This window comes from Streptomyces sp. NBC_01264, from assembly GCF_026340675.1.
Classification (GTDB): Bacteria; Actinomycetota; Actinomycetes; order Streptomycetales; family Streptomycetaceae; genus Streptomyces.
The window spans coordinates 104,314-124,062 of record NZ_JAPEOX010000003.1 but is presented as its reverse complement, the minus strand read 5'-3'; the positions used below and the strand labels follow the sequence as shown (position 1 = coordinate 124,062).

At 71.0% G+C, this 19,749-nt stretch carries 18 protein-coding genes and 3 pseudogenes; 10 read left to right on the top strand and 11 right to left on the bottom strand.

Going from position 1 to position 19,749, the window contains the following annotated elements:
- Window positions 1-258: 258 nt before the first annotated feature.
- Entirely contained in the window at window positions 259-1,470 is a 1,212-nt protein-coding gene (locus tag OG435_RS44430) for an NAD(P)/FAD-dependent oxidoreductase (protein ID WP_266886789.1), read from the top strand.
- A 101-nt stretch (window positions 1,471-1,571) separates the two neighbouring features.
- Here the strand turns inward: OG435_RS44430 and OG435_RS44425 are convergent, their stop codons facing one another.
- From OG435_RS44425 to OG435_RS44410, 4 genes are all read right to left on the bottom strand, one after another.
- Entirely contained in the window at window positions 1,572-2,012 is a 441-nt protein-coding gene (locus OG435_RS44425) for a chorismate mutase (protein ID WP_266887149.1), read from the bottom strand.
- Entirely contained in the window at window positions 1,915-3,888 is a 1,974-nt protein-coding gene (locus OG435_RS44420; RefSeq protein ID WP_266886787.1) for an FtsX-like permease family protein, read from the bottom strand. The genes OG435_RS44425 and OG435_RS44420 overlap by 98 nt, the downstream gene beginning before the upstream one ends.
- Window positions 3,889-4,050: a hypothetical protein gene (locus tag OG435_RS44415; protein WP_266886785.1), complete on the bottom strand. Its 162-nt coding sequence runs from the start codon at window positions 4,048-4,050 to the stop codon at window positions 3,889-3,891.
- 347 nt (window positions 4,051-4,397) lie between these two features.
- Window positions 4,398-5,297 carry a helix-turn-helix transcriptional regulator gene (locus OG435_RS44410; protein ID WP_266886783.1) on the bottom strand — a complete coding sequence of 300 codons (900 nt, stop codon included), beginning with the start codon at window positions 5,295-5,297 and terminating at the stop codon, window positions 4,398-4,400.
- Window positions 5,298-5,627: 330 nt separating this feature from the next.
- On the opposite strand from OG435_RS44410, the gene OG435_RS44405 reads away from it, so the two are divergent.
- From OG435_RS44405 to OG435_RS44380, 6 genes are all read left to right on the top strand, one after another.
- Entirely contained in the window at window positions 5,628-5,795 is a 168-nt protein-coding gene (locus tag OG435_RS44405; RefSeq protein ID WP_266886781.1) for a hypothetical protein, read from the top strand.
- A 57-nt stretch (window positions 5,796-5,852) separates the two neighbouring features.
- Window positions 5,853-6,140 carry a hypothetical protein gene (locus tag OG435_RS44400; protein WP_266886779.1) on the top strand — a complete coding sequence of 96 codons (288 nt, stop codon included), beginning with the start codon at window positions 5,853-5,855 and terminating at the stop codon, window positions 6,138-6,140.
- Window positions 6,141-6,250: 110 nt separating this feature from the next.
- On the top strand, window positions 6,251-7,480 hold the full coding sequence (locus OG435_RS44395; protein ID WP_266886777.1) for a hypothetical protein: 1,230 nt from the start codon (window positions 6,251-6,253) through the stop codon (window positions 7,478-7,480).
- An 11-nt stretch (window positions 7,481-7,491) separates the two neighbouring features.
- Window positions 7,492-7,770 (top strand): hypothetical protein, encoded by a 279-nt coding sequence (locus OG435_RS44390; protein WP_266886774.1) that lies wholly within the window; start codon window positions 7,492-7,494, stop codon window positions 7,768-7,770.
- A 76-nt stretch (window positions 7,771-7,846) separates the two neighbouring features.
- On the top strand, window positions 7,847-8,989 hold the full coding sequence (locus tag OG435_RS44385) for a hypothetical protein (RefSeq protein WP_266886772.1): 1,143 nt from the start codon (window positions 7,847-7,849) through the stop codon (window positions 8,987-8,989).
- Window positions 8,986-10,323, top strand: coding sequence for an MFS transporter (locus OG435_RS44380; RefSeq protein ID WP_266886770.1), 1,338 nt, complete (start codon window positions 8,986-8,988; stop codon window positions 10,321-10,323). The genes OG435_RS44385 and OG435_RS44380 overlap by 4 nt, the downstream gene beginning before the upstream one ends.
- A 45-nt stretch (window positions 10,324-10,368) precedes the next feature.
- On the opposite strand, the gene OG435_RS44375 is transcribed toward OG435_RS44380, so the two are convergent.
- Together OG435_RS44375 and OG435_RS44370 are read right to left on the bottom strand one after the other, a co-directional pair.
- Window positions 10,369-11,448, bottom strand: coding sequence for an FG-GAP and VCBS repeat-containing protein (locus OG435_RS44375; RefSeq protein ID WP_266886768.1), 1,080 nt, complete (start codon window positions 11,446-11,448; stop codon window positions 10,369-10,371).
- Window positions 11,445-11,819 carry a hypothetical protein gene (locus tag OG435_RS44370; RefSeq protein WP_266886766.1) on the bottom strand — a complete coding sequence of 125 codons (375 nt, stop codon included), beginning with the start codon at window positions 11,817-11,819 and terminating at the stop codon, window positions 11,445-11,447. Before OG435_RS44370 ends, OG435_RS44375 begins: the two co-directional genes overlap by 4 nt.
- 243 nt (window positions 11,820-12,062) lie before the next feature.
- Here OG435_RS44370 and OG435_RS44365 point away from each other — a divergent pair, with 243 nt between their 5' ends.
- Window positions 12,063-12,938 (top strand): hypothetical protein, encoded by an 876-nt coding sequence (locus OG435_RS44365; RefSeq protein ID WP_266886764.1) that lies wholly within the window; start codon window positions 12,063-12,065, stop codon window positions 12,936-12,938.
- Between the two features lie 45 nt (window positions 12,939-12,983).
- Here OG435_RS44365 and OG435_RS44360 read toward each other — a convergent pair.
- A pseudogene (locus OG435_RS44360) lies at window positions 12,984-13,826 on the bottom strand (transposase); the annotation flags it as partial.
- 58 nt (window positions 13,827-13,884) lie between these two features.
- Here OG435_RS44360 and OG435_RS50860 point away from each other — a divergent pair.
- Window positions 13,885-14,091: pseudogene (locus OG435_RS50860) on the top strand (IS5 family transposase); the annotation flags it as partial.
- Between the two features lie 38 nt (window positions 14,092-14,129).
- Here OG435_RS50860 and OG435_RS44355 read toward each other — a convergent pair.
- The 4 genes and pseudogenes from OG435_RS44355 to OG435_RS44340 form a co-directional block, all read right to left on the bottom strand.
- Window positions 14,130-14,375, bottom strand: coding sequence for a hypothetical protein (locus tag OG435_RS44355; protein ID WP_266886762.1), 246 nt, complete (start codon window positions 14,373-14,375; stop codon window positions 14,130-14,132).
- 1,144 nt (window positions 14,376-15,519) lie between these two features.
- A pseudogene (locus tag OG435_RS44350) lies at window positions 15,520-16,340 on the bottom strand (transposase); the annotation flags it as partial.
- 186 nt (window positions 16,341-16,526) lie between these two features.
- A complete protein-coding gene (locus OG435_RS44345; protein ID WP_266886760.1) occupies window positions 16,527-17,444 on the bottom strand; it encodes an FG-GAP repeat domain-containing protein in 918 nt (305 codons plus the stop codon).
- A gap of 200 nt (window positions 17,445-17,644) precedes the next feature.
- Window positions 17,645-18,082 carry a winged helix-turn-helix transcriptional regulator gene (locus OG435_RS44340; protein ID WP_266886758.1) on the bottom strand — a complete coding sequence of 146 codons (438 nt, stop codon included), beginning with the start codon at window positions 18,080-18,082 and terminating at the stop codon, window positions 17,645-17,647.
- 222 nt (window positions 18,083-18,304) lie between these two features.
- On the opposite strand from OG435_RS44340, the gene OG435_RS44335 reads away from it, so the two are divergent.
- Entirely contained in the window at window positions 18,305-19,735 is a 1,431-nt protein-coding gene (locus tag OG435_RS44335; protein WP_266887147.1) for an MFS transporter, read from the top strand.
- Window positions 19,736-19,749 lie beyond the last annotated feature (14 nt).

The window sequence follows — 19,749 nt, the reverse complement described above, 5'->3', positions numbered from 1 at the left end:
CCCCCCGCTTTCGATTCGATTTCGCCAAAGTCCCCGGGCCGCTCCCGGCCGCCCCCGCCCCGCCCCCGCCCCCGTAGATCCTCCACCGCGCCGCCCCGATCCGCCCGGGGAACTCCGCAGGACCGGCCGTACGGCCGGGGCCGCCTCCGCACCCCGGATGCGCACTGTGGCGCGGGTCACACCCGCGGACCTGTCACACGGGCCGGGGCGCCGGTGTCTTGTGCCCAGAACGCCCGAAGCGAGCGATGGAGACACGAGATGAACCGGAACGCGAACACCGAAGTGGTCGTCATCGGCGGCGGATACGCGGGCGTCATGGCCGCGAACCGTCTGACGCGGCGCGACGACGTGACGGTGACCCTGGTCAATCCGCGCGCGGACTTCGTCCACCGGGTCCGGCTGCACCAGTTGGTGGGCGGGTCGGACGCCTCGGTCATCGCCTACCGGGACGTCCTGGCCGAAGGGGTCGCCCTGGTCGTCGACACGGTGGAGCGGATCGACGCCGACGACCGCGGCCTGGCGCTGACCTCGGGCGCCCGGCTCGCCTACGACTACCTGGTCTACGCGGTGGGCAGCGGCAGCGCCGACCCGGGCGTGCCGGGAGCGGCCGAGTTCGCGTACCCGATCGCGACGCTGGAGGACGCGCAGCGGCTGCGCCCGGCCCTGGAAGCGGCCCCGCAGACCGCCGTGGTGACGGTGGTCGGGGCGGGACCGACGGGCATCGAGACGGCCGCCGAACTGGCCGAGCAGGGCCGCACCGTGACCCTGGTCTGCGGTGGGGTCCTCGGCCCGTACCTGCACGCCCGGGGCCGCCGCTCGGTCGCCGCACGGCTGGCCCGCCTCGGGGTGAGCATCGTCGACGGCCCCGGCAGCAAGGTGACGGCGGTGACCCGCGACGCCGTGCGCCTCGCGGACGGACGGGAGCTGCCCGCCGCGGTGACGATCTGGACCGCCGGCTTCGCGGTGCCGGACCTGGCGGTGCGCAGCGGCCTGACCACGGACCCGCTGGGCCGCCTCCTCACGGACGAGACGCTGACCAGCGTGGACGACGTACGCATCGTCGCGGCCGGCGACTCGGCGGCCCCGTCGGGCCTGCCGCTGCGGATGAGCTGCCAGGCCGCGATGCCGCTGGGCGCACGCGCCGCCGACACGGTCCTGAGCCGGATCGCGGACGAGGCGCCGGCGACCCTCAACCGGCCGTTCGCCGCCCAGTGCATCAGCCTGGGCCGCACCGCCGGCATCTTCCAGTTCGCCGACCGGGCGGACGTCGCGGTGTGGTTCACCATCGGCGGCCGTCCGGGCGCGAAGCTCAAGGAACTCGTCTGCAAGGTCATTCCCAAGCACCTGGCCGATGAGGCGGCCAAGCCCGGTTCGTACGGCCTGCACCAGAAGTCGGGAGGCGCGGCGCGCCTGCGCCAGCTGGAGGCCGGACGGCACCAGGCCCCGGCCCCCGCCGACCGGGTCGCCTAGGGGGTGTCCGGCCTGATCGGCAGGACACCCCCTAGGTCGCCCAAAAGAGGCGGGCCCGCCTGCCCACGGGGGCGTGGGGCAGGCGGGCGGTCAGGGGCCGGTCAGCGCGGTGCGCCGCCGCCGAGCACGCCCGTCGATCCCCGGCAGAACTCCAGCAGGGCCAGGGCCATCGCTCCGCCCGGCCGTCCGAGGCGGTCGGCGTAACGCCTGATGATCACGTTCTCGCGCCCCAGCTCGGTGCGCCGCCCTCCCGAGGCCATCCGGACGCGCTGGACCTCCTCGGAGAGCCGGCGCCGGTCCTCGAGCAGCTCCAGGATCTCCCTGTCGACGAGGTCGATGGAGTCCCTCAGCCCCGCGATGGCGGCCTCGCTTGTGTCGGTCGGCGCGGCGGACACGGTCTGCGCGGTCATGTCGTGCTCCTTCGAAGTGGTGGAGAGGGAGGGCTCATTGACGTACGGACGCCAGGCCCGGTGCCCGTGCGCGCAGCGCGAGCCGCGCGGGCAGCAGGCTGGAGACGAGTGCGAGGCCGAGTCCCGCGGCAGCCGCCGCGCCGATCGCCGGCCACGGCAGGCTCAGGGGGAGGGACGGGCCGGACACCAGGATCCGCTGCCCGATCAGCATCAGGGTGGCGGCCTGGGTCCCGGTGGTGACCAGCAGCGCGAGCACCGTGGCGGTCGCCGCGGTCAGGGCCGCCTCGACCCCGACCACGGAGAGCACCTGTCGGCTGTCGGCGCCGGTGAGGCGGAGCGTGGAGAAGTCCCGCAGCCGGTCGCCGGTCGACATCACCATCGTGTTGACGATCGCGATCAGGGCGTAGAGCAGTGCCGGGCCCAGGAGGGCGATCATCGCGATCCGGTCGGACCGGGACCGGGGGTCGTCCTTCCCGCCCCACGCGGCGTCCGCCGTGACCTTCGCGCGGGAGGCCGCGGCGAGCACCGGCGCCGGAGCCCCCGGGGAGGTGGAGAGGAAGGCGGCGGTGGGCTGCGGGTCGCCCTCCAGGTGCCCGGCCACGACGGAGTACGGCAGGAGCACTTCGGCGAGGCTGAGGGGCGTCTCGACCAGGGCGACCACGGTCAGGGTGACGGGGGCGCCGTCGTCCAGCGAGCCGGTGAGGGTGTCCCCGACCTGCCAGCCGTTGGCCGCGGCCAGCGTGCCGGAGACGGCGACCGAGGAGCCTCGGAGCCGCTCCAGCGAGCCGGACCCGGTGGGGAGCGGCCAGGTCGTGGCGGCGTCCCCGTCGACGGCGGTCGCCGCGACGGTGCCCGCGGTGTCGCCGTCGAGGCCGGTGAGCCAGGTGGTACGGACCGTGGTGGTGCGTACGCCGTCCAGCCGGCGCAGTTCCTCCACGGTGCCCGGGGCCAGGGCCGCGCCGCCGTCGGGTTCGACGACGTACTGCGCGGCGAGCGCCTCGCGCGCCTGGATCGTCCGGGCGTCCCCGAAGGCCAGGGTGGAGCCGACCACGGTCCCGGTCAGGCCGACCACCAGGAAGATCGGGGTGGCGGTGGAGACCGTACGGCGGACCGAGGCCAGCGCGTTCTGCCGGGCCAGCAGACCCACGGCACCGGACGCCAGCGGCACCGGCAGGGTGAACAGCCGTACCAGTGGAGGGACCAGGAGCGGGGCGAACGACGCCACCGCCATGATCGCCATGATGCCGATCAGGAGCGACCAGACCGGCATGTTCTGCGGGTCGCGCAGCTGCGGGTCCCGGCTCATCCCGGGCGGCATCGTGGTGAACAGGGCCAGCACGGCCGCGAGCAGGGCGAGGTGGCCGACCGCCCACAGCCAGCGGCCGGGCGTCATCACCCGGCCGTCGACGGCCGCGTCGCCGAGCGCCTCGACGGGCCGCACCCGGCCGGAGCGGCGGGCCGCCGCGTAGGCGCCGGCCACGGCCACCCCGACCTCGATCGCCGCCGCGATCAGCGGCGGCCCGGCGCTGAATTCCACGGTGAAGCCCTCGGGGGCCGCGCCGCGCGAGACCAGCCAGCGGGCGAACAGCGGCGCCACGGCCAGGCCCAGCAGCGCCCCGCAGAGCGAGGCCGCCAGCGAGACGACGACCGCCTCGCCCAGGACGAGCAGCCTGACCTGACGGGGGGTCGCCCCGACCGCCCGCAGCAACGCCGTCTCGCGGCGCCGCCCGGCGACCGCGAAGGCGAACGTCGAGGCGACGACGAACACCGAGACGAAGCCGGACATGCCCGCCATGAAGATGAGCAGCTTCCTCAGGGACGGCGCCGACGGGTCGTCGTTCCCAAACCCCGCGGAGGTGCTGACCAGCAGCCCCGTGGCCGAGATCAGGGCGACGCCCAGGGCGAGGGCGACGAAGGAGCCCGCGAAGCCGAGCCACCGCTTGCGCAGGGTCGCCACGGCGACGGGCAGCAGCAGGGAGATCCCCGTCGTCGGCCCCTTGCCGCGCATCTACTCGTCCTCGTCGATGCCGAGAAGAGCGAGGAAGAACCGCTGGAATTGCGGCTGGAACGGCGGCAGGGGCCCCAACCCGGCCGCGCCGGACGCCGGCTCGTCGCCCGGTGCCTCCAGCGCGGGGACGTCGACGACCTTTCGGATGCCTCGGCTGTCCATAGGGCGGCGCTCCTCACGACGGGCGGGTGGGTGGGCGGGCAGGGTCTCGGGGCGACATCGTCGCTCCCGCGCCTATGCCCGTCCTCCATCGCCGGACGGGCGCCGGTATGGAGAAAATGAAGGGCCCGGCAAGAAGTACGGTAGAGATCGCAGTCGGTGACGGGCTGTTACGGGTGGTGATGGTGGGGCGGGTTCACCCTCGTGTTGAAACTGCAACCACGTTGATTCTGGGGGGGAATCCCGATGTCCCGCATGCACCTTCTGGCCGCGCCCGTACTGGCCGCAGGCCTGGCATTCGCCGCCGCCCCCTCACGCACACCCGCCGCCCGCACCCCGTCCCGCCGGCGTTACAGCCACCCTCGCCTGGTGGCGTTCACCCCGGCCTGGAACCTGCTGGCGGCTTCCAGTCGCTCCATGAGGTTGGACATCATGCGCCGGACCGTGCGCAGGGAGACGCCGAGCTTGCGCGCCGCGGACTCGTCGGTGTCTCCGGAAGCGACCATGGCCAGGAGGGTGCGCTCGATCGGAGTGCAGCCGTTCCTGTCGGTCTCGGGCTGCTCGCCGAAGACGGTTCCCGCGGACCAGCACTGTTCGAACAGTGCGCACAGGGCCGAGATGATGCCCGGGCTCTGAACCTCCAGGGCGCCCGCGCGGGGGTCGGCCGGGTCCAGGGGGAGGAGCGCGGTGCGCCGGTCGATGATGATCATCTGGATGGGCACGGTGGGCAGCGTGCGCATCTGGCTCCCGTGCTCGGTGAGCCAGTGTGCGTAGGCGAGGGTGTCGGGATCGTTGCGGAAGCTCTCCCGGCAGACGGCCCGTATGGTGACGCCGCGGTCGAGCGCCTGCTCGTTGAGCGGGGTGGCGGCGCTGCGGGCGTCGGGCCGGTGCGCGCCTCCCGGGTTGAGCGAGAGGCACTCGAACTCCGTGGTGCGCTGCAGCTCCTCCAGCCGGGCCCGTACCGCGTCCAGCCCCTGGAGTCTGGTGGCGCTGTCGAACAGCTGGGTGCTGTGGTGCTCGGCGGCGATGGCCGCGATCTCCGCGCGGATGGTCTCCACCCGTGCCTGCCGTGCGGCGACATCGGCCTCCGCGGAAGCCAGGAGCGTGGCCAGGCCCACCTCGGGGCTCACCGGCCGGAGCTTTCCTCCGCACTCGTCCGACGGCTTGAGCAGTGCCAGGGCGGCCAGTTCGTCGAAGGCGCCCCGTATCTCGGCCTCGGCGAGGCCGGTGTCCTGGGACAAGGCGGTCACGCCGTGATCGGGGTGCTGAAGCATCGTCCGGTACACGGTTTCCGCATGGGCTGTCAGGCCGAGCAGCTGAAGCAATGCTTCCCCTCCAAGGTCCGGACCATCTGAGTGAAGCCTCCCGGATGGTCCGGGGTGGAACAAGTGTCGATGGAGACAACCTGGTTCGTCGACGAGCTGGCTCCAAGGTGCCAGGCACCTTGGGGCCTGCCTTCGGCTAGTGACACCACCGCCGCGGTCGGACAGGCTTTACCCATCGAACGCAACACCCCACAAACCAGGGTGAAGGCGAAGAACCAGAACCGATAAGCCGCATGTCGAAGGGTGGAGTCTGTCATGTCCCGGATCGTCGCACTGCTGCTCGCGTCCGCTGCTCTGATCGCCGGCGTCGCAATCCCCGGCGTCGCCGCTGCCCACAGCGCCTCGCAGGCCCAGCGTGTCGTGGCCGGTGACGGATTCGGCTGGGGCACCCCGCAGTCCGGTGCCGCACTCCGGCAGCTCTGAGACGAACCACGAGCCAAGCCGGCCGCGGCCGAGCCGCCACCGACCACTCCGATGTACATGATCACGATGCGGCTGGCCGGCCCCGGCCAGGCCACCTCCGCGCCGGCGGACGGCCTCAGGGACCTGCTCGCGGTCCACTTCGCCCCCACGGACCGGATCGAGCACCTGTGGGCGGGCACCGGACCGGACGGGATCGACCTGGTCTTCTTCGTCCTCGCCGGCTGTGAGGCCGAGGCCCTGCTCCTGGCTCACGCCGCCTGCAGACGCGCCCTTCACCACACACCGCAGCTCGCGGCCTGGCGCATGCCGGACTACGGCAACGGCGAACGCCACCTCCCCCGGTAGAGCCCGGCGCACTCCCGCGCCGTGCCCGCGCACCGCGCCCACACCAAGGCCCGCACCACGGCCCCCGCGCGCCGGCCACCGCCGCGAAAGGCACCAGAGAGGAATTCACGATGCTCAAAACCGCTGACGCAGGGCCCGCGGCACTCGACCGCACCACCGCCCGGTCCCACACCGGGACCTACCACGTACCGGACGACGTCACCGCCATGGACTTCTCCCTCCCGGGAGCCCGGCTGGAGACGACCAACGTGAGCGAACAGGGCGACGGCACCCACGGCGTAGTGCGCGTCACCCGCATCACCAACGGACCGGGCATCACCGACTACGTCACCCACGAGAAGGACTTCGCCTACTCGACCTACGGCATCCACGTCGGCCAGGACGACCGCCTGACCTTCTTCGGCGAGGGCCAGCGCATCACCGTGCACCTGATCGACTGCCGCGAGGACTCGCCGCGGCTCGGGGACGAGATCACCATCCACATGGCCGTGTCGCCCTACCGGGTCCTGATCATCCCCAAGGGAGTCGCGCACACCCTGGACGGTCTCGGCGGTGTCGTCACCCGCGACGAACCGGTCTGGTACGCCGACCGGAACCCCGACTGGGAACCGGACAACGACCTCGTGTCCTTCCTGCGCACCGCCCCGACCGCGCCCGTGGTGCGCACCAACCGCCACGAGCTCCCGGTCTCCGCCCACCTGCTGGTGTCCCGGATGTCGCAGGCGACCAACTCCCAGGTCCGCGGCGCCTACGCCTCCCGCTTCCGGGTCTCCATCGGCGGCCGGACCACCTACGCGACGATCCGGCCCGCCTGGCGGGCCGCCGAGGCCGAATCCAACGATCACGCCTTCATCGTCCGCAACAACTTCGTCCTGACCGGGCCCGAGTCCTTCACCGTCGTGCCCTCGACCGACAGCTGCACCTCCGACGTCCTCGAAGTGCGGCTCGACGGCCAGGACGGCCGGTTCACCCGGCACGAATACTCCCGCCGCAGGATCACCTGGCTGGCGGGCAGCACGGACGCGGGCATCGAGGTGGTCACCGAAGACGGGGAGCACTCCGTGATCCGCCTGGGCGACCCCACCATCGGCGTCCGCGTCCCCCCTGGTACCTGGTACCGGCTGACCGGCAGTGGCCGCATCTGGCTCCGGTCCGAGATGGAGCTCCTGGACCTCAGTCCGTGGGATCTCGCACACCCCCTCGGCCGCGACGTCACCACTGCCGAGCCCTCGCAGGCCGGCCCCAGCAGGCCCGAGCAGGAAGCCGACCGCTACCTGCCCGGCCCGGCTCTCCACGCGCTGGCGCGCATGGAAGCCAAGGCCATCTCTCTCACCCACTGAAGGGAAACATCATGTCCATCACCATCACCGAGACCGCCGCCTGGAAGAACGAGCTCGCCGCCATGGCCGGTGACGTCACCGACCCCGCCGCCCGCGCCGCCCTGGAGAGCCTGAGCTCCGCCCTGGCGCCCTACTTCGAGACCCCGGAGTACTTCCGCAGCATCCTCGGCAAGATCGCCATGGCGATGATCGACGCCGACACGGAGGAGGAGATCACCTCCCGCTCCTTCGGCGACGTCGAGGAGTTCAAGGCCGCGCTGCCCGAAGGCGTCATCGTCACCACCCTCTGATCACGTCGCACGGTTGAGGGGCGGGTGCACCCGAGCGGTGCACCCGCCCCCAGGCGCCCAGGAAGAAAGGCCAGGCATGTCCGCCCTCCCCAAACCCCACCTGATCATGACCAAGACCCGCATCATGGGGACCGGCTCAGGCCTCCCGGGAGCGCGGCGCATCAGGTCCGCCCGCAACGACCGGCCCCATCACTACATGGTCCACAGCCCGCACTTCGCGTACCAGGAGTACGCCGTCCACCGCGGGCAGTACGACCGGCTCAGCTTCTACGGCCCGTCGGACACCGGATCCGTCACCGTGCACATGTACGACTGCCGAGTGGATTCGCCGGAGTTCGACCGCAAGCTGGAGGTCGAGGTGCCGGCGGACGGATCGTGCGTCCTGGGCATTCCCCCCGGCTACGCCCACTGGTTCGAAGGCCTCGGCAGCGTGACCACCCGCAACGACTACTCCCTGCACGCGCCCCGGGATCCCTCGACGCCGTGGAGCCCCTTCGACGACAACGCCACGTACCCCGTCGGGGCGATGAACGCCTCCCGCCCCGAGGTCGTCGCGAACACCACCGAACTGCCCGCACCGGCCCAGTTCCTGATCTCCAAGGCCGTCTCGCGCAGCTGGCGCGGCGGGGCGACGGAGCAGGGTGTCGTCGCCGCCGCGGAGATCGGCGGTGAGGTGCACCGCTACTTCATCGACCGCGACCTCGGCGGCCGGCAGCCCGATCTGCCCCCGTCACAGCTCGCGACGGTCACCGCCAAGGTCGGCTCCTACCAGTCGATCCGTGACGACTCCTACGGAATCGGCTCCAACGTCGACAACGGCCTGGCGGACACCATGGTGCTCGACCTTCCCGGGTCGTGGCCCGCGCACTTCAGCGCGCACCCCAATCTCACCCTCATCCTGTCGCCCCTCCTGTACGACAATCCCGAGATGGAACTGCAACTCGTCGACCGCCGCGCCGACTCCCCGACCTTCGGGGCCACGCAGGTGCTTCCCTTCCCGCGTGACCCGCGGGTGGTGCTCACCATCGAGCCGGGAGTCCTCATGCGGGCCCGCGGCAGCGGAACGCTGCACTACCGGGTCGAGTACGAGGTCCACGACGCGACGGCGCGCATGCCGCGGCTCTTCGTACCGGTGCCCGACACCGGATCGCTCCCGACCTTCGAAGCACCCGGCGCCCCGCTCGCCGACAGCGTCGTCCGAGAGCTGGCCTACCAGTGACCACGACCAAGGAGAGGCGGCCGACCGCATCCGTCGCCCTGCCCGCCGCGGCACGCTGGCTGAGCCTGCTGATCGCCGTGTTCGCCGTCCTCGTCCTGAGCCGCTCGATGAGCGAGGGCATCTACGACATCGCCTTCGCCAACCTGGCACTGGACCTGTCGGGAATGGTCAGCACCGTCGGCCTGGTCTACTGCGTGGGCTACGGAGTCGAGGTCGTGGCCTCCGTCACGGCCGGCCCCCTCCTGGACCGGGGCGATCCGAAGACCGTCCTGGTCACGTCGTACCTGATCAAGATCGGCGTCTTCGCCCTCATCGGACTCGGCTCGACGTTCCTCTCGTCCCACCTGTGGGCCATCGTCCTCGCGGCCGCGACGGTCGACCTCGTCCACCACATCGGGGAGATGGCGCTGTTCGTCCTCCTCCCGCGGATCCTCGACGCCACGGCCCTCGTCCGCGTACAGGGCATCGCCGGAACCGTCCGGTCGGCCAGCGAGCTCCTCTCGCCCGTCGTCGCCGGCCTCGTCATCACCCTGATGCCCGGCTCGCGCGCCCTGCTGGTGGCCGCCGGCCTCCAGGTGCTCGCGCTCGCGGTCTTCGCCGCCTTCGTCGCGGTCGCCGCCCGCGCGCCCGGCGCCGCACCGCACGGGGCCACCGAGGAGGACGCCGTACCGGCCCGGCAGGACGGGACCCCGGCCGACCTCCCGTCCCGACGCACCGTGGCAAGGACCATCAACAGCAGCAGGGCCTGGCGCCGGTTCACCGTCTTCCACGCGCTGACGGTGCTCGCCCTCTCCACCGTCATCCTCTCCCTGCTCTCCCTGATGCGGGAAACCCTCGGCATGTCCCCGGCCCGCGCGGGTGCCTACCTCGCCTTCTCGACCATCGGAGCCGTCATCGGCGGCCTCCTCGTGGCCAGAGCCGGACCCGAGGGAATCCACACCAGCCTCCGCTGGGCCCCGGCCCTCGCCGGCGCCGGCACACTGACGGTCGCGCTCCTCGGCCAGAACCAGTGGATCCTCGCAGTCGGCCTGATCCTCTTCGGCCTGGGCTTCACCGTCTACCTCCGCTCGGCCGGACTCCTCATCCAGCTGAACGCCCCCTCGGCACTGCTCGGTACCTGGTACGGACTCCTCGACGCCCTCATCCGCATCGTCAGCGCGGCGGCGATCCTGGCCACCGGCTTCCTCTTCGACCACATCGGAGGCAAGCCCGTCTACCTGGCCTTCGGCGCCCTGCTCCTCCTCACGGCCGCGCTGTGGTCCGGCTTCGGCAAACAGGACCACCAGGGCCTGACCCGGACGCCGCTCCATCCGGCCGAGCGGCAGGCCGGCTGACCACCACCGCCTCCCGCGGGCCTCGCCCGCGGGAGGCGGTGGTGGTCAGCCGGATATGGCGGCGCCGTACCAGTCGGTGCCCTTGGGGGCGCCGAAGGCGGCGCCGGTGAAGCTGATGGAGCCGGCGCCGGTGATGCCGCCCGGCGTCCCCTTCAGAACCCAGGCCCGCCCGGTGTAGTTGTTGTCGCGGTACGCGCCGACGACGAGATCGGCCTTGCCGTCGCGGTTGCCGTCGATCAGCGAGACCGCCTCGCCGAAGTGGTCCCAGCGCTGCGAACGGTCGGGAACGCCCGCGGAGTCCTGCGTGAAGTTGAGGGCGCCCACGGTGGTGACACCGCCGGCGCTGCCCCGAAGAATCGTCACGGTGCCCGCCTGCTTGGTGGCGGTGGTGTCGGTGCCGGTCTCTCCGTCGACCCCGATCGCGATGTCGGCGTACCCGTCCCCGTCGGTGTCACCGACGGCGACGTCCGAGCCGAACCGGTCGGATGCCTCGCCCGTGCCCGGAACCCCGGGCGCGTCCTGGGTGATCCTCCGGGACCCCCGCGTGGTGCTCACCCCCTGCGGGCCGCCGTACGCGACGGTGACGGTTCCGCCGAGCCCGCCGGGCACGCGGTCGGTACCGGCCATGCCGGCGACGAAGTCGCCGTAGCCGTCGCCGTTCAGGTCGCCGATGGCGACGTCGTTGGCGGAGACCTCACCGAAGGGCTGGCCCGCGTGGGCCAGACCCGTCCTGCTCCCCAGGAACAGGGCGATCGTCTCCTTCGCGGGACGGCCTTCCACCGCGGCCGTACTGCCCCGCACCACCACGTCGGCCCTGCCGTCGTGGTTGACGTCGCCCATGGTGACGGGCCCGGGCAGGATGCCGTCCTTGTTTTGGGTGGGGTAGAAGGCCGAGGAAGCCGGGTTGCCGTTGGTGCGGTCGAACGGGCCGTACAACAGGGCCAGGCCCGAGCCCTTGCCGTGTCCGGCGCTGTCGGCCAGCCAGCCCTCGACGACGATGTCGGCGTGGCCGTCGCCGTTGACGTCCCCCACGTCGGACTGCTTCACGCTGGGAGTCAGGGGATAGGGGCCGCGCACCCGGGTCCCGCCGGACAGGCCGCTCTTGCCGCCCCACACGATCGTCACGTGCGGATACCCTGTGCGTTGACGACCTGAGCCGCGAACCCGTCGCCGTCCAGGTCCCCGGAACCGCCCAGCCCCGTGCCGAAGGCCTCGGCCGCCAGCGGATCCCCGGGAAGGTTGGCCCGGCTGAGCAGCTTGCCCCCGCTCGTGGTCAGACCGCGCGCCGACCCGTTCAGCGTGGTCATATACCCCGCCCACCGGACCCCGTCCACGTTCGCCTCCGCGGCGCCGATCACGGCATCGGGGTAGCCGTCGCTGTTGAAGTCACCCGGCAGCGCGCCCCCGGAGACCGCCACGGGCTGCGCGAAGGCCTGGCCACCGGACACGGCGGCACACAGAGCCGCCGCCACTGCAAACCGCATACGCATACGCATGAAGTTCCTCCGTCAAGGGCGCTCCCGCCCGCAGCAGCAAGACTCACCTCCCCACGGCATGGTTGTACGGCGGAGCGCTCCGGATGGTCTGTCACACGCCTGTGACGCGGACCGGACCATTCCACCCACACAAGATCACTAATTTTCTGTCTGCAGCCAACAGCCCGAACTCGACGGCCTCCACCGGAAGAGACCACGGCATACGGCTCTCCTTCACTCACAGCACAGCTCCAAGGAGTCGTCATGCGCACCGCCCTCCGCGCCACCACCGCCGCCCTCGTCCTCCTCGGCGCGGCGATCGCGGCCCCCGCCACGGCGTTCGCGGCCTCTTCCCCGGCCGAGCAGGGTTCTCCCGCGCGGACCGAGGTGGTCGCCGAGAACTGCGTCAAGACCAAGACCATCCCGTCCGTGTTCGCGGGCATGACGGTCAAGCTGACCAACAGCGCCCACACCGGAGCCAAGGCCCAGCTGCGCGACGAGAAGGGCAAGGTGGTGGCCGCGGTCGACCAGTCCAAGCCGCTGGACCTCTCCTCCGGCCTGCGGATCGACGGCGTACTGTCCACCGCACCCGTCTTCAAGCACCGCAGCCAGGGCGGCGACACGCCGTGGACCGCCGTCGCGTTCCCGAAGCTGCCCAAGGAGTGCAACACCGCCGGCAGCCTCTACTCCACGACGAAGTACGGCAGCCTGACCGTCAAGACGTACAAGGCCGGCCCGCAGGTCTTCAGCTCGTACATCGTCGAGAACGGCAAGCGCGTGGGCTTCCTGCACCCTTCGCCCAACGCCTACCGGGACGTGCGCAAGGTCGGCGCCCGCTACATCAGCCTCACCGTCGACGGCGGGATCCACAGCTGGACCGGTGCCACCACCGTCTCCCCGAAGCTCGGCGTGTACAAGCTCGCGGCCACCGAGAAGGTCCGCCTGGTGAAGAAGGCCGGTCTGTACGGCGTCCAGATGACCTCGCGCGGCGCCTGGAGCAACTGGACCTACTTCGCCAAGGGCAAGTCCGTGATCCTCCAGTCCGACAACACCATCGTCGTGCTGAACGCGAACGGCACCCTCTCCAACTTCGTCCACGGCTTCGCCCACCAGACCGCCCCGGTCTGGAAGAACGCCTGACCCGCACGAACCCGCAACACCCCGAAGGGGGCCGTCCCGGCAGACACGCTGCCGGGACGGCCCCCTTCGGGGCTTGCTTCGGGGCGCCGGTTCTTCGATTCGGGTGGCCGTCCGGGACCGGGGCCGGATGTGAGCGGCGACCACGAGCCATGTCCACCGGTCCGCGGCCTCGGGGCTGCGGAGCTTGGGGCGGTCCAGCCCAGGGTCTGCTTCCAGAAACGGAATGTGTGCTCGACGTCGAACCTTCGCAGGAAGGCCTGCCAGCAGCGGTCGACGTCGGCCGCGGTGGCGGGTGTCGGTGACCGTGACCGTCTGCTCTTCGCCCCAGGTGTCGGGCCGGCCGAAGACGAACTCGCCTCCGTGTCTGGGCGGGCGTCCGCCGGCGGGATGGTTCCGGTGGAACTCCTCGCGGGAGGGCGCCGGCCGGCGCATCACCCGGTCCGAGCGCGTCCGGCCCAGAATCTCGATGGGCAGGTCCAGTACCGCGGTCCACGAGGTCCGGCCCGTCTCCAACGCTGCCACGACCGAATAGGGCCAGCCCGGGATCATCAGATGCTTGTTGTCCCCGTACCCGTAGGCATGGCAGAAACACCGGTCAGGGGAGGTGTCCGCGTCCGGCCGCAATCACGGCGACACATCGACGGCCGGGACCATACGGCCGTCGGCCGCCTTCGGCAGCGGGACAGAGACCAGAGCCCTCCGCAGCCGGCCCACATCGACTCGCCCCTGGTTCAGCCCTGCATACAAGGCCCCGTGTCCACGCCTGTGCTCCGGCGCGAGCGCCAGACCGACCAGCGTCTTCACCGGACCGTCCGCACACAGCACCGCTCCCGCCGGACATCCCTTCGCCGAACAACAGGCGGCCACCGAACGGGCGAACCTGAACACCCATCAACCCATCACGGCCAGCTGATCAGTACCTCCCACCCACCCGGGGAGCCTCACCGCGGATCGGGTACGCAACCGACTCGGGCGCGGTTCACGCGGCGGCCGTCCGCCGAAGTTCGACAGGGACGACTGCAACCAGCGACATGCGGTCGAGTGCGGGATCAACCGCCTCAAGCGCCGCCGGGCCGTCGCCACCAGGTACGACAAACTCGCCGTCCGCTACGAAGCAACCGTGCTGGTCGCAGCCATCAACGAATGGCTGTGACCAGCACTTTCGCAACAGACCCTAGCGGGCACCGCGAATCAGGGCGAGCAGCAGACGATGGCGAACGCCTGAGCGTCGACCGCGGTGGGGTTGTAGAAGGTGACGAACCAATCGTTGTTGGGGCCAATCTCGAAGGTGGTCGGGTAGGGTCCCGCGCCGCTGGGTGAGGCCGACTGGAAACCTCCACTGACGGCTTTGAGGCCGGGATCACAAGTGGCAAAGGCTGTGGCTTGCATTCCGGCCGGCACAGTGATCGTCTCTCCGACCTTCTGAGTTACATCCACGGACCCGGTGGCCCCGGTCGCGCCCGTGGCTCCGGTGGCCCCGGTCGCGCCCGTGGCTCCGGTGGCCCCGGTCGCGCCCGTGGCTCCGGTGGCCCCGGTCGCGCCCGTGGCTCCGGTGGCCCCGGTCGCGCCCGTGGCTCCGGTGGCCCCAGTTGCGCCCGTGGCTCCGGTGGCCCCAGCCGGTCCAGCAGCGCCCGCCGGCCCGGCCGGCCCGGCAGCGCCCGCCGGCCCGGCAGATCCGGCAGCGCCCGCCGGCCCGGCAGCGCCCGCCGGCCCGGCCGGACCGGCAGCGCCCGCCGGCCCGGCAGGTCCAGCAGGACCCGCCGGGCCAACAGGTCCAGGCTTGCCAGCCGCACTGGGATGCCCGGGGTGACCTTCTTTGCCTCCGTCATGCCCATGCGGACCATGATCTTCGGGGCGGCACTCGTCCCCGTGTTCGCCGGGCGGTGGCGGCCCTTCCTCACAGGGGTTTCCCTGAGGTTCCACATTCCCCGGCACGGCCCCTCCGGAATGCCCGTCCGCCACCACCGACGCAGCCGCCGGTCCAGCTGTACCGAGCACCGCCGTCATCAAGACTCCGGCTGCCATCACTCCAAGAGACCTGGCTCCCACCCGGCAGGAGAACTTCATCGATCCCTCACTCACGTCGACAATGCATGCCGAAATGTCTTATTACCCGACATTGGGTTTCGTGTGACGTGACATCATTTTCTTCACTCGTTCTGATGCCCCGTCGAGCGCGAACCGGGGCGTTGCCACGTTGTCGGGGGTGATCGTTTGAGGGCAGGGAGATGCCGAGTGCGGCCTGCTGCTCAGAGGGTGGCGGGGACGCAACCCCGGTCGCCCAGCCCGCGCAGGCCTCAGCTTCATGCACGTCGATTCCCGTGCGCCCCACTCGCCGAGGTCCGAGAGGCCCGGGCGACGGCGGCCCACCACAGAACCGGACACCGCCCCTGGCGCCCGACCGGACAAACGGCGCCGGGCGGGCCGCACCCCGGCGTATGGCGCCGGCGAGACGGGCGCTGAGCGTCGAGGCGGTCGTCCGGGCCGCGGCGGCAGTCGCGCAGCAGGTCGGCCCACGACTCGGTGGACTCGCACAGCCCCTCGGCCGGCGCGATCAGTTCCTTGGTGCCGTCCAGCCGCACGGCTTCTCCCAGGGTCTGCGGAGGTCGTGTGCGAGTGGGCGGGCGAGGCGGAGCTGGGTGTAGGCGGCGATCACCAGCCAGGTCCAGCGGTCGGCCGCGTCCGAGTCGCGGAGCCGGGGCTTGGTCCAGCCGAGGCTCTGCTTGAACAGGCGGAAGGTGTGCTCGATGTCGAAGCGTCACAGGAACGACTGCCAGCAGCGGTCGACGTCCGCGGCGGTGGCACCGGTGCGCGACCACCACAGCCAGACAGGCTTGTTGACCCCGCCGCTGGGCAGCGTCTCCACGCTCAGGCCGATGACGGTGCCCTCGATCACGGGCAGTTCGGCCCCGTGATCGAGCCAGGCGGCCCGGCGGGTCAGCCTGGGGTCCAGCCGGTCCCACGCCCGTGCGGTCGCCTTCCCGTAGAGGCGGGTGTCCGTGGCCGTCACGACATGCTCGGGGCCCCAGGTGTCGGACTGGCCGAAGACGAACTCGCCGCCGTGCCTCGGCGGGCGTCCGCCGGCGGGATGCTGCCGGTGACCGCGGCGACGTCGGCGCCGGGCTGGAGGCGGACCGCGTCCAGCACCGCCGTCCAGGACGTGCGACCGGTCTCGAGGGCGGCCACCACCGAGTACGGCCGGCCGGGCACCATCTGATGCTTGCCCTCACCCCGACCGAAGGTGTGGCAGAAGGCCCGGTCAGCACTGGTGTTGGCGTCCGGACGCAACCACGGCGAGACGTCCACCGCCAGCATCAGCCTGCCGTCAGCGGCCCTCGGCAGCGGCACCCCCGCCAGGGCCCGACGCAGCCGGTCAGACACGCGTACAACTCCGACCGGAAGTGTGACACTTCCGCGAGCGCATCCCGTAGGACGCCCTGATCTCCCCGACTCATGACCACGGCCTTCGTGCTGATCTGCTCCGTGACGGAGTACAGGATCAGCCGAAGGCCGCCTTCATGTCCGCTGATCAGCGAAAACGTCGATCAAGTACGAGACGCGTTCGATGACGGACCATAAATCACAAGCTCAGAGGATGTTGTAGACCTGGAAGCCGCTGCCGATCTTCACCGGCTTCTTGAACGGCGCGGAGGCGTTGCCCGTGCCGGAGTACCGGTACAGGGACCCGTTGGACTTGCGCGCGACCAGGTCGGTCTTGCCATCCGCGTTCAGGTCACCGACCGAGACGAGGCGGTCGTAGATGTTCCAGCCCGCGCCGATCTTCGTGCGCGGTGCGAAGGGCGCCGCGTAGTTGCCGGTGCCCTTGTACAGCCACAGGACGCCCGAGGTGTCGCGGGCGACGATGTCGGCCTTGCCGTCGCCGGTCAGGTCGCCCTGTCCGGCGATCTGGGAGTACTGGCCCCAGCCGGCGCCGATCTTGATCCGGGCCGTGAGCGACCCGTTCGGGTAGGCCAGGTACTCCCACAGCACGCCGGCCTTGTCGACGCCGAGCAGATCGGCTTCCTTGCCCCCGCCGAGCTGACCCGGCGACAGCAGCTTCCCGGCGTAGATGTGGTAGCCGGTCCCGACCTGCCGCTCCTGGGATTCGCCCGCGCCGTCGACCCAGGCGTAGGTCAGCCGCCCGTTCTTCTCGGCGATCCAGGTGGCTTCGCCGTAGCCGTCGTTGTCGTTGTCCACGTCGACGGCGTCGGACAGCCCCGAGAAGTCGTAGCCGATGTTGGCCACGAGGTCGAGGCCGCCCTTTCCGTTCGGGAAGAACAGGTCCATCCCGGAGTTCTTCTTGTTCACCGCGTACAGCGGGAAGGTGGGCGCCGCCACCGACACGGCGGCGCGCTTCGACGGCGCGCTCTGCGCCTGCTGCTTGGCCTTCTGCAGGGCAGCGGCCGCGGCCGGGTCCCCGGCGGCGAACGCCGAACCGGCCGCAACGCCCATGGCCACCACGATGGCGGTGGCGGCGACCAGTCCGCGGCGTGCAACTGAATTCATGGAATTCCCCCTGCTCGGTACGCGGCGGTGGGACGTCCCACCGCCGAAGATCCACATCTCGTCGCGCTCCGACGGCCCCCCCCGCCCGGTCCCGAGGACCGGGCGGAGGCGCGCGTCAGGCGCTGCAGAAGGAGGACCCACGACCCTGCAGAAGGGTTGTACGGGACCGAAAGATTCGGTGACGGCTGTTCAAGAGCGGGTCAGGAGACCGGCTCCAGCGCGTCCAGCCGGCTGTCGTACTCGGACCGGGCCTTGGCGATCTCCTCCTGATGGTGCTCGGTCCAGTCGACCAGGGCCCGGATGGTGGTGTGCAGGGTCGCTCCGAGCGGGGTGAGTTCGTAGTCCACACGCGGCGGGACGACCGGGTGCACCGTCCGCTTCACCAGGCCGTCCCGTTCGAGCTGGCGTAGCGTCACCGTCAGCATGCGCTGGCTGATGCCCTCGATGCGTCGGCGGAGCTCGGAGAAGCGCAGGGTCTGGCGCTCCAGGTGCGCTATGGCGAGGAGCGACCACTTGTCGGCGACACGGTCGAGGATCTGCCGCACCTCGCACCCCTCGCGGGTGTCCCACTGGTGGATGTCGTAGTCGTGGTCGGTACCCGTGCAGTGACTCGGTGACTTCAAAGTGCGTTCTTCCATAGCTCCTCACGGTGCCGCATGCTGCCAGTGGTTACAAGTGGGAACCAGCAGAATTGCTTCTTTGCAACTCGTCCGAGCCGGCCGGGTTCTCACGCGAACTTCAAGGGAACGCCACGCGCCCGTAGCAACAATGCGGATGGTTCCCTCTCGCTATTCCTTCGCGTTCAAGGAGAAAATTCTGTGTCCACACTGCAATCGCCGTCAGGCAGCGGCACCGACCGTATGAGCGGGCGCGCATGGGGCGTGCTGTTCGTGCTGTGTGGCGCGATCTTCCTCGAAGGCATCGACGTGGCCATGCTCAACGTGGCGCTGCCTTCGATCCGCGAGGACCTGGACATGTCCACCGGCATGCTCCAGTGGGTGATGAGCGCCTACGTGCTCGGCTACGGCGGCTTCATGCTGCTGGGCGGCCGGGCCGCGGACCTGTTCGGACGCCGCCAGATGTTCGTCTTCTGGCTCGTCGTCTTCCTGCTCTTCTCCGGCCTGGGCGGTTTCGCCACCGAAGGCTGGATGCTGATCGTCGCCCGCTTCGTCACCGGTGTCGCCGCCGCCTTCATGACCCCGGCGGGCCTGTCCATCATCACCACCAGCTTCGACGAAGGCCCGCAGCGCAACAAGGCCCTGCTCGTCTACTCCGGCACCGCTGCCGGCGGCTTCTCCATCGGCCTGGTCGTCGGCGGTCTGCTGGCCGCCGTCAACTGGCGCTGGGTCTTCTTCGCGCCGGTCATCCTCTCGCTCCTGATCCTCATCGCCGCGATCGCGCTCATCCCCAAGTCGGCGCGTCCGGACCGTACGGGCCAGGGCGTCGACCTGGCGGGCGCGATCACCGTCACCGGCGGCATCCTGCTCCTCGTCTTCGGCGTCGAGCGGGCCACGCACGCCTCCGCGGCCGTGACGACCGCCACGATCGGGGTCAGCCTGATCCTCTTCCTGGCCTTCATCGCCATCGAGCGCAACTCGTCCTCGCCCCTGGTGCGCCTGGGCATCTTCCGCAGCGGCTCGCTGGTCCGGGCGAACCTGGCCGGCATGCTCTTCGCCGCGGGCTTCTTCGGCTTCCAGTTCATCGCGGTGCTCTACCTGCAGGAACTGCGCGGCTGGTCGACCCTGCAGACCAGCTTCGCCCTCATCGTCATCGGTGTGGACGCGATCCTCTCGCCCACCCTTACTCCCAAGCTCGTGGCCAAGTTCGGCAACGCCCGGGTGATCTTCGGCGGTCTGCTCCTCGCGGCCCTGTCCTACGCCCTGTTCCTGCCGATCGGCGCGGACTGGACCTACCTGGCGATGTTCCCGAGCCTGATCATCCTGGGCCTGGCCTTCTCCCTGGCCTACGGACCGCTCACCATCGTCGCCACCGACGGCATCGCGGAGGAGGAGCAGGGCGTCGCCGGCGGTCTGCTGTACACGTCCTTCCAGTTCGGTGCCGCGCTCGGCCTGTCCTCCGTGGCCGCCGTCAACATCGCGGCCACGGACGGTACGTCCCCGGCCGCCCTGCTCGACGGCTACCAGGCCGCCCTGGTCGTGCCGCTGGTCGCCGCCCTCGTCGCGGCCTTCATCAGCGCCTTCGGCCTGCGCAGCCGGGCCGGGGCGGACGACGCCGCCCCCGCACCCGTCGAGGTGCCCGCTCCGGCGGCGCCCGTGGAGGTGTCCAGGTAGTTCTCGCGCCTGCG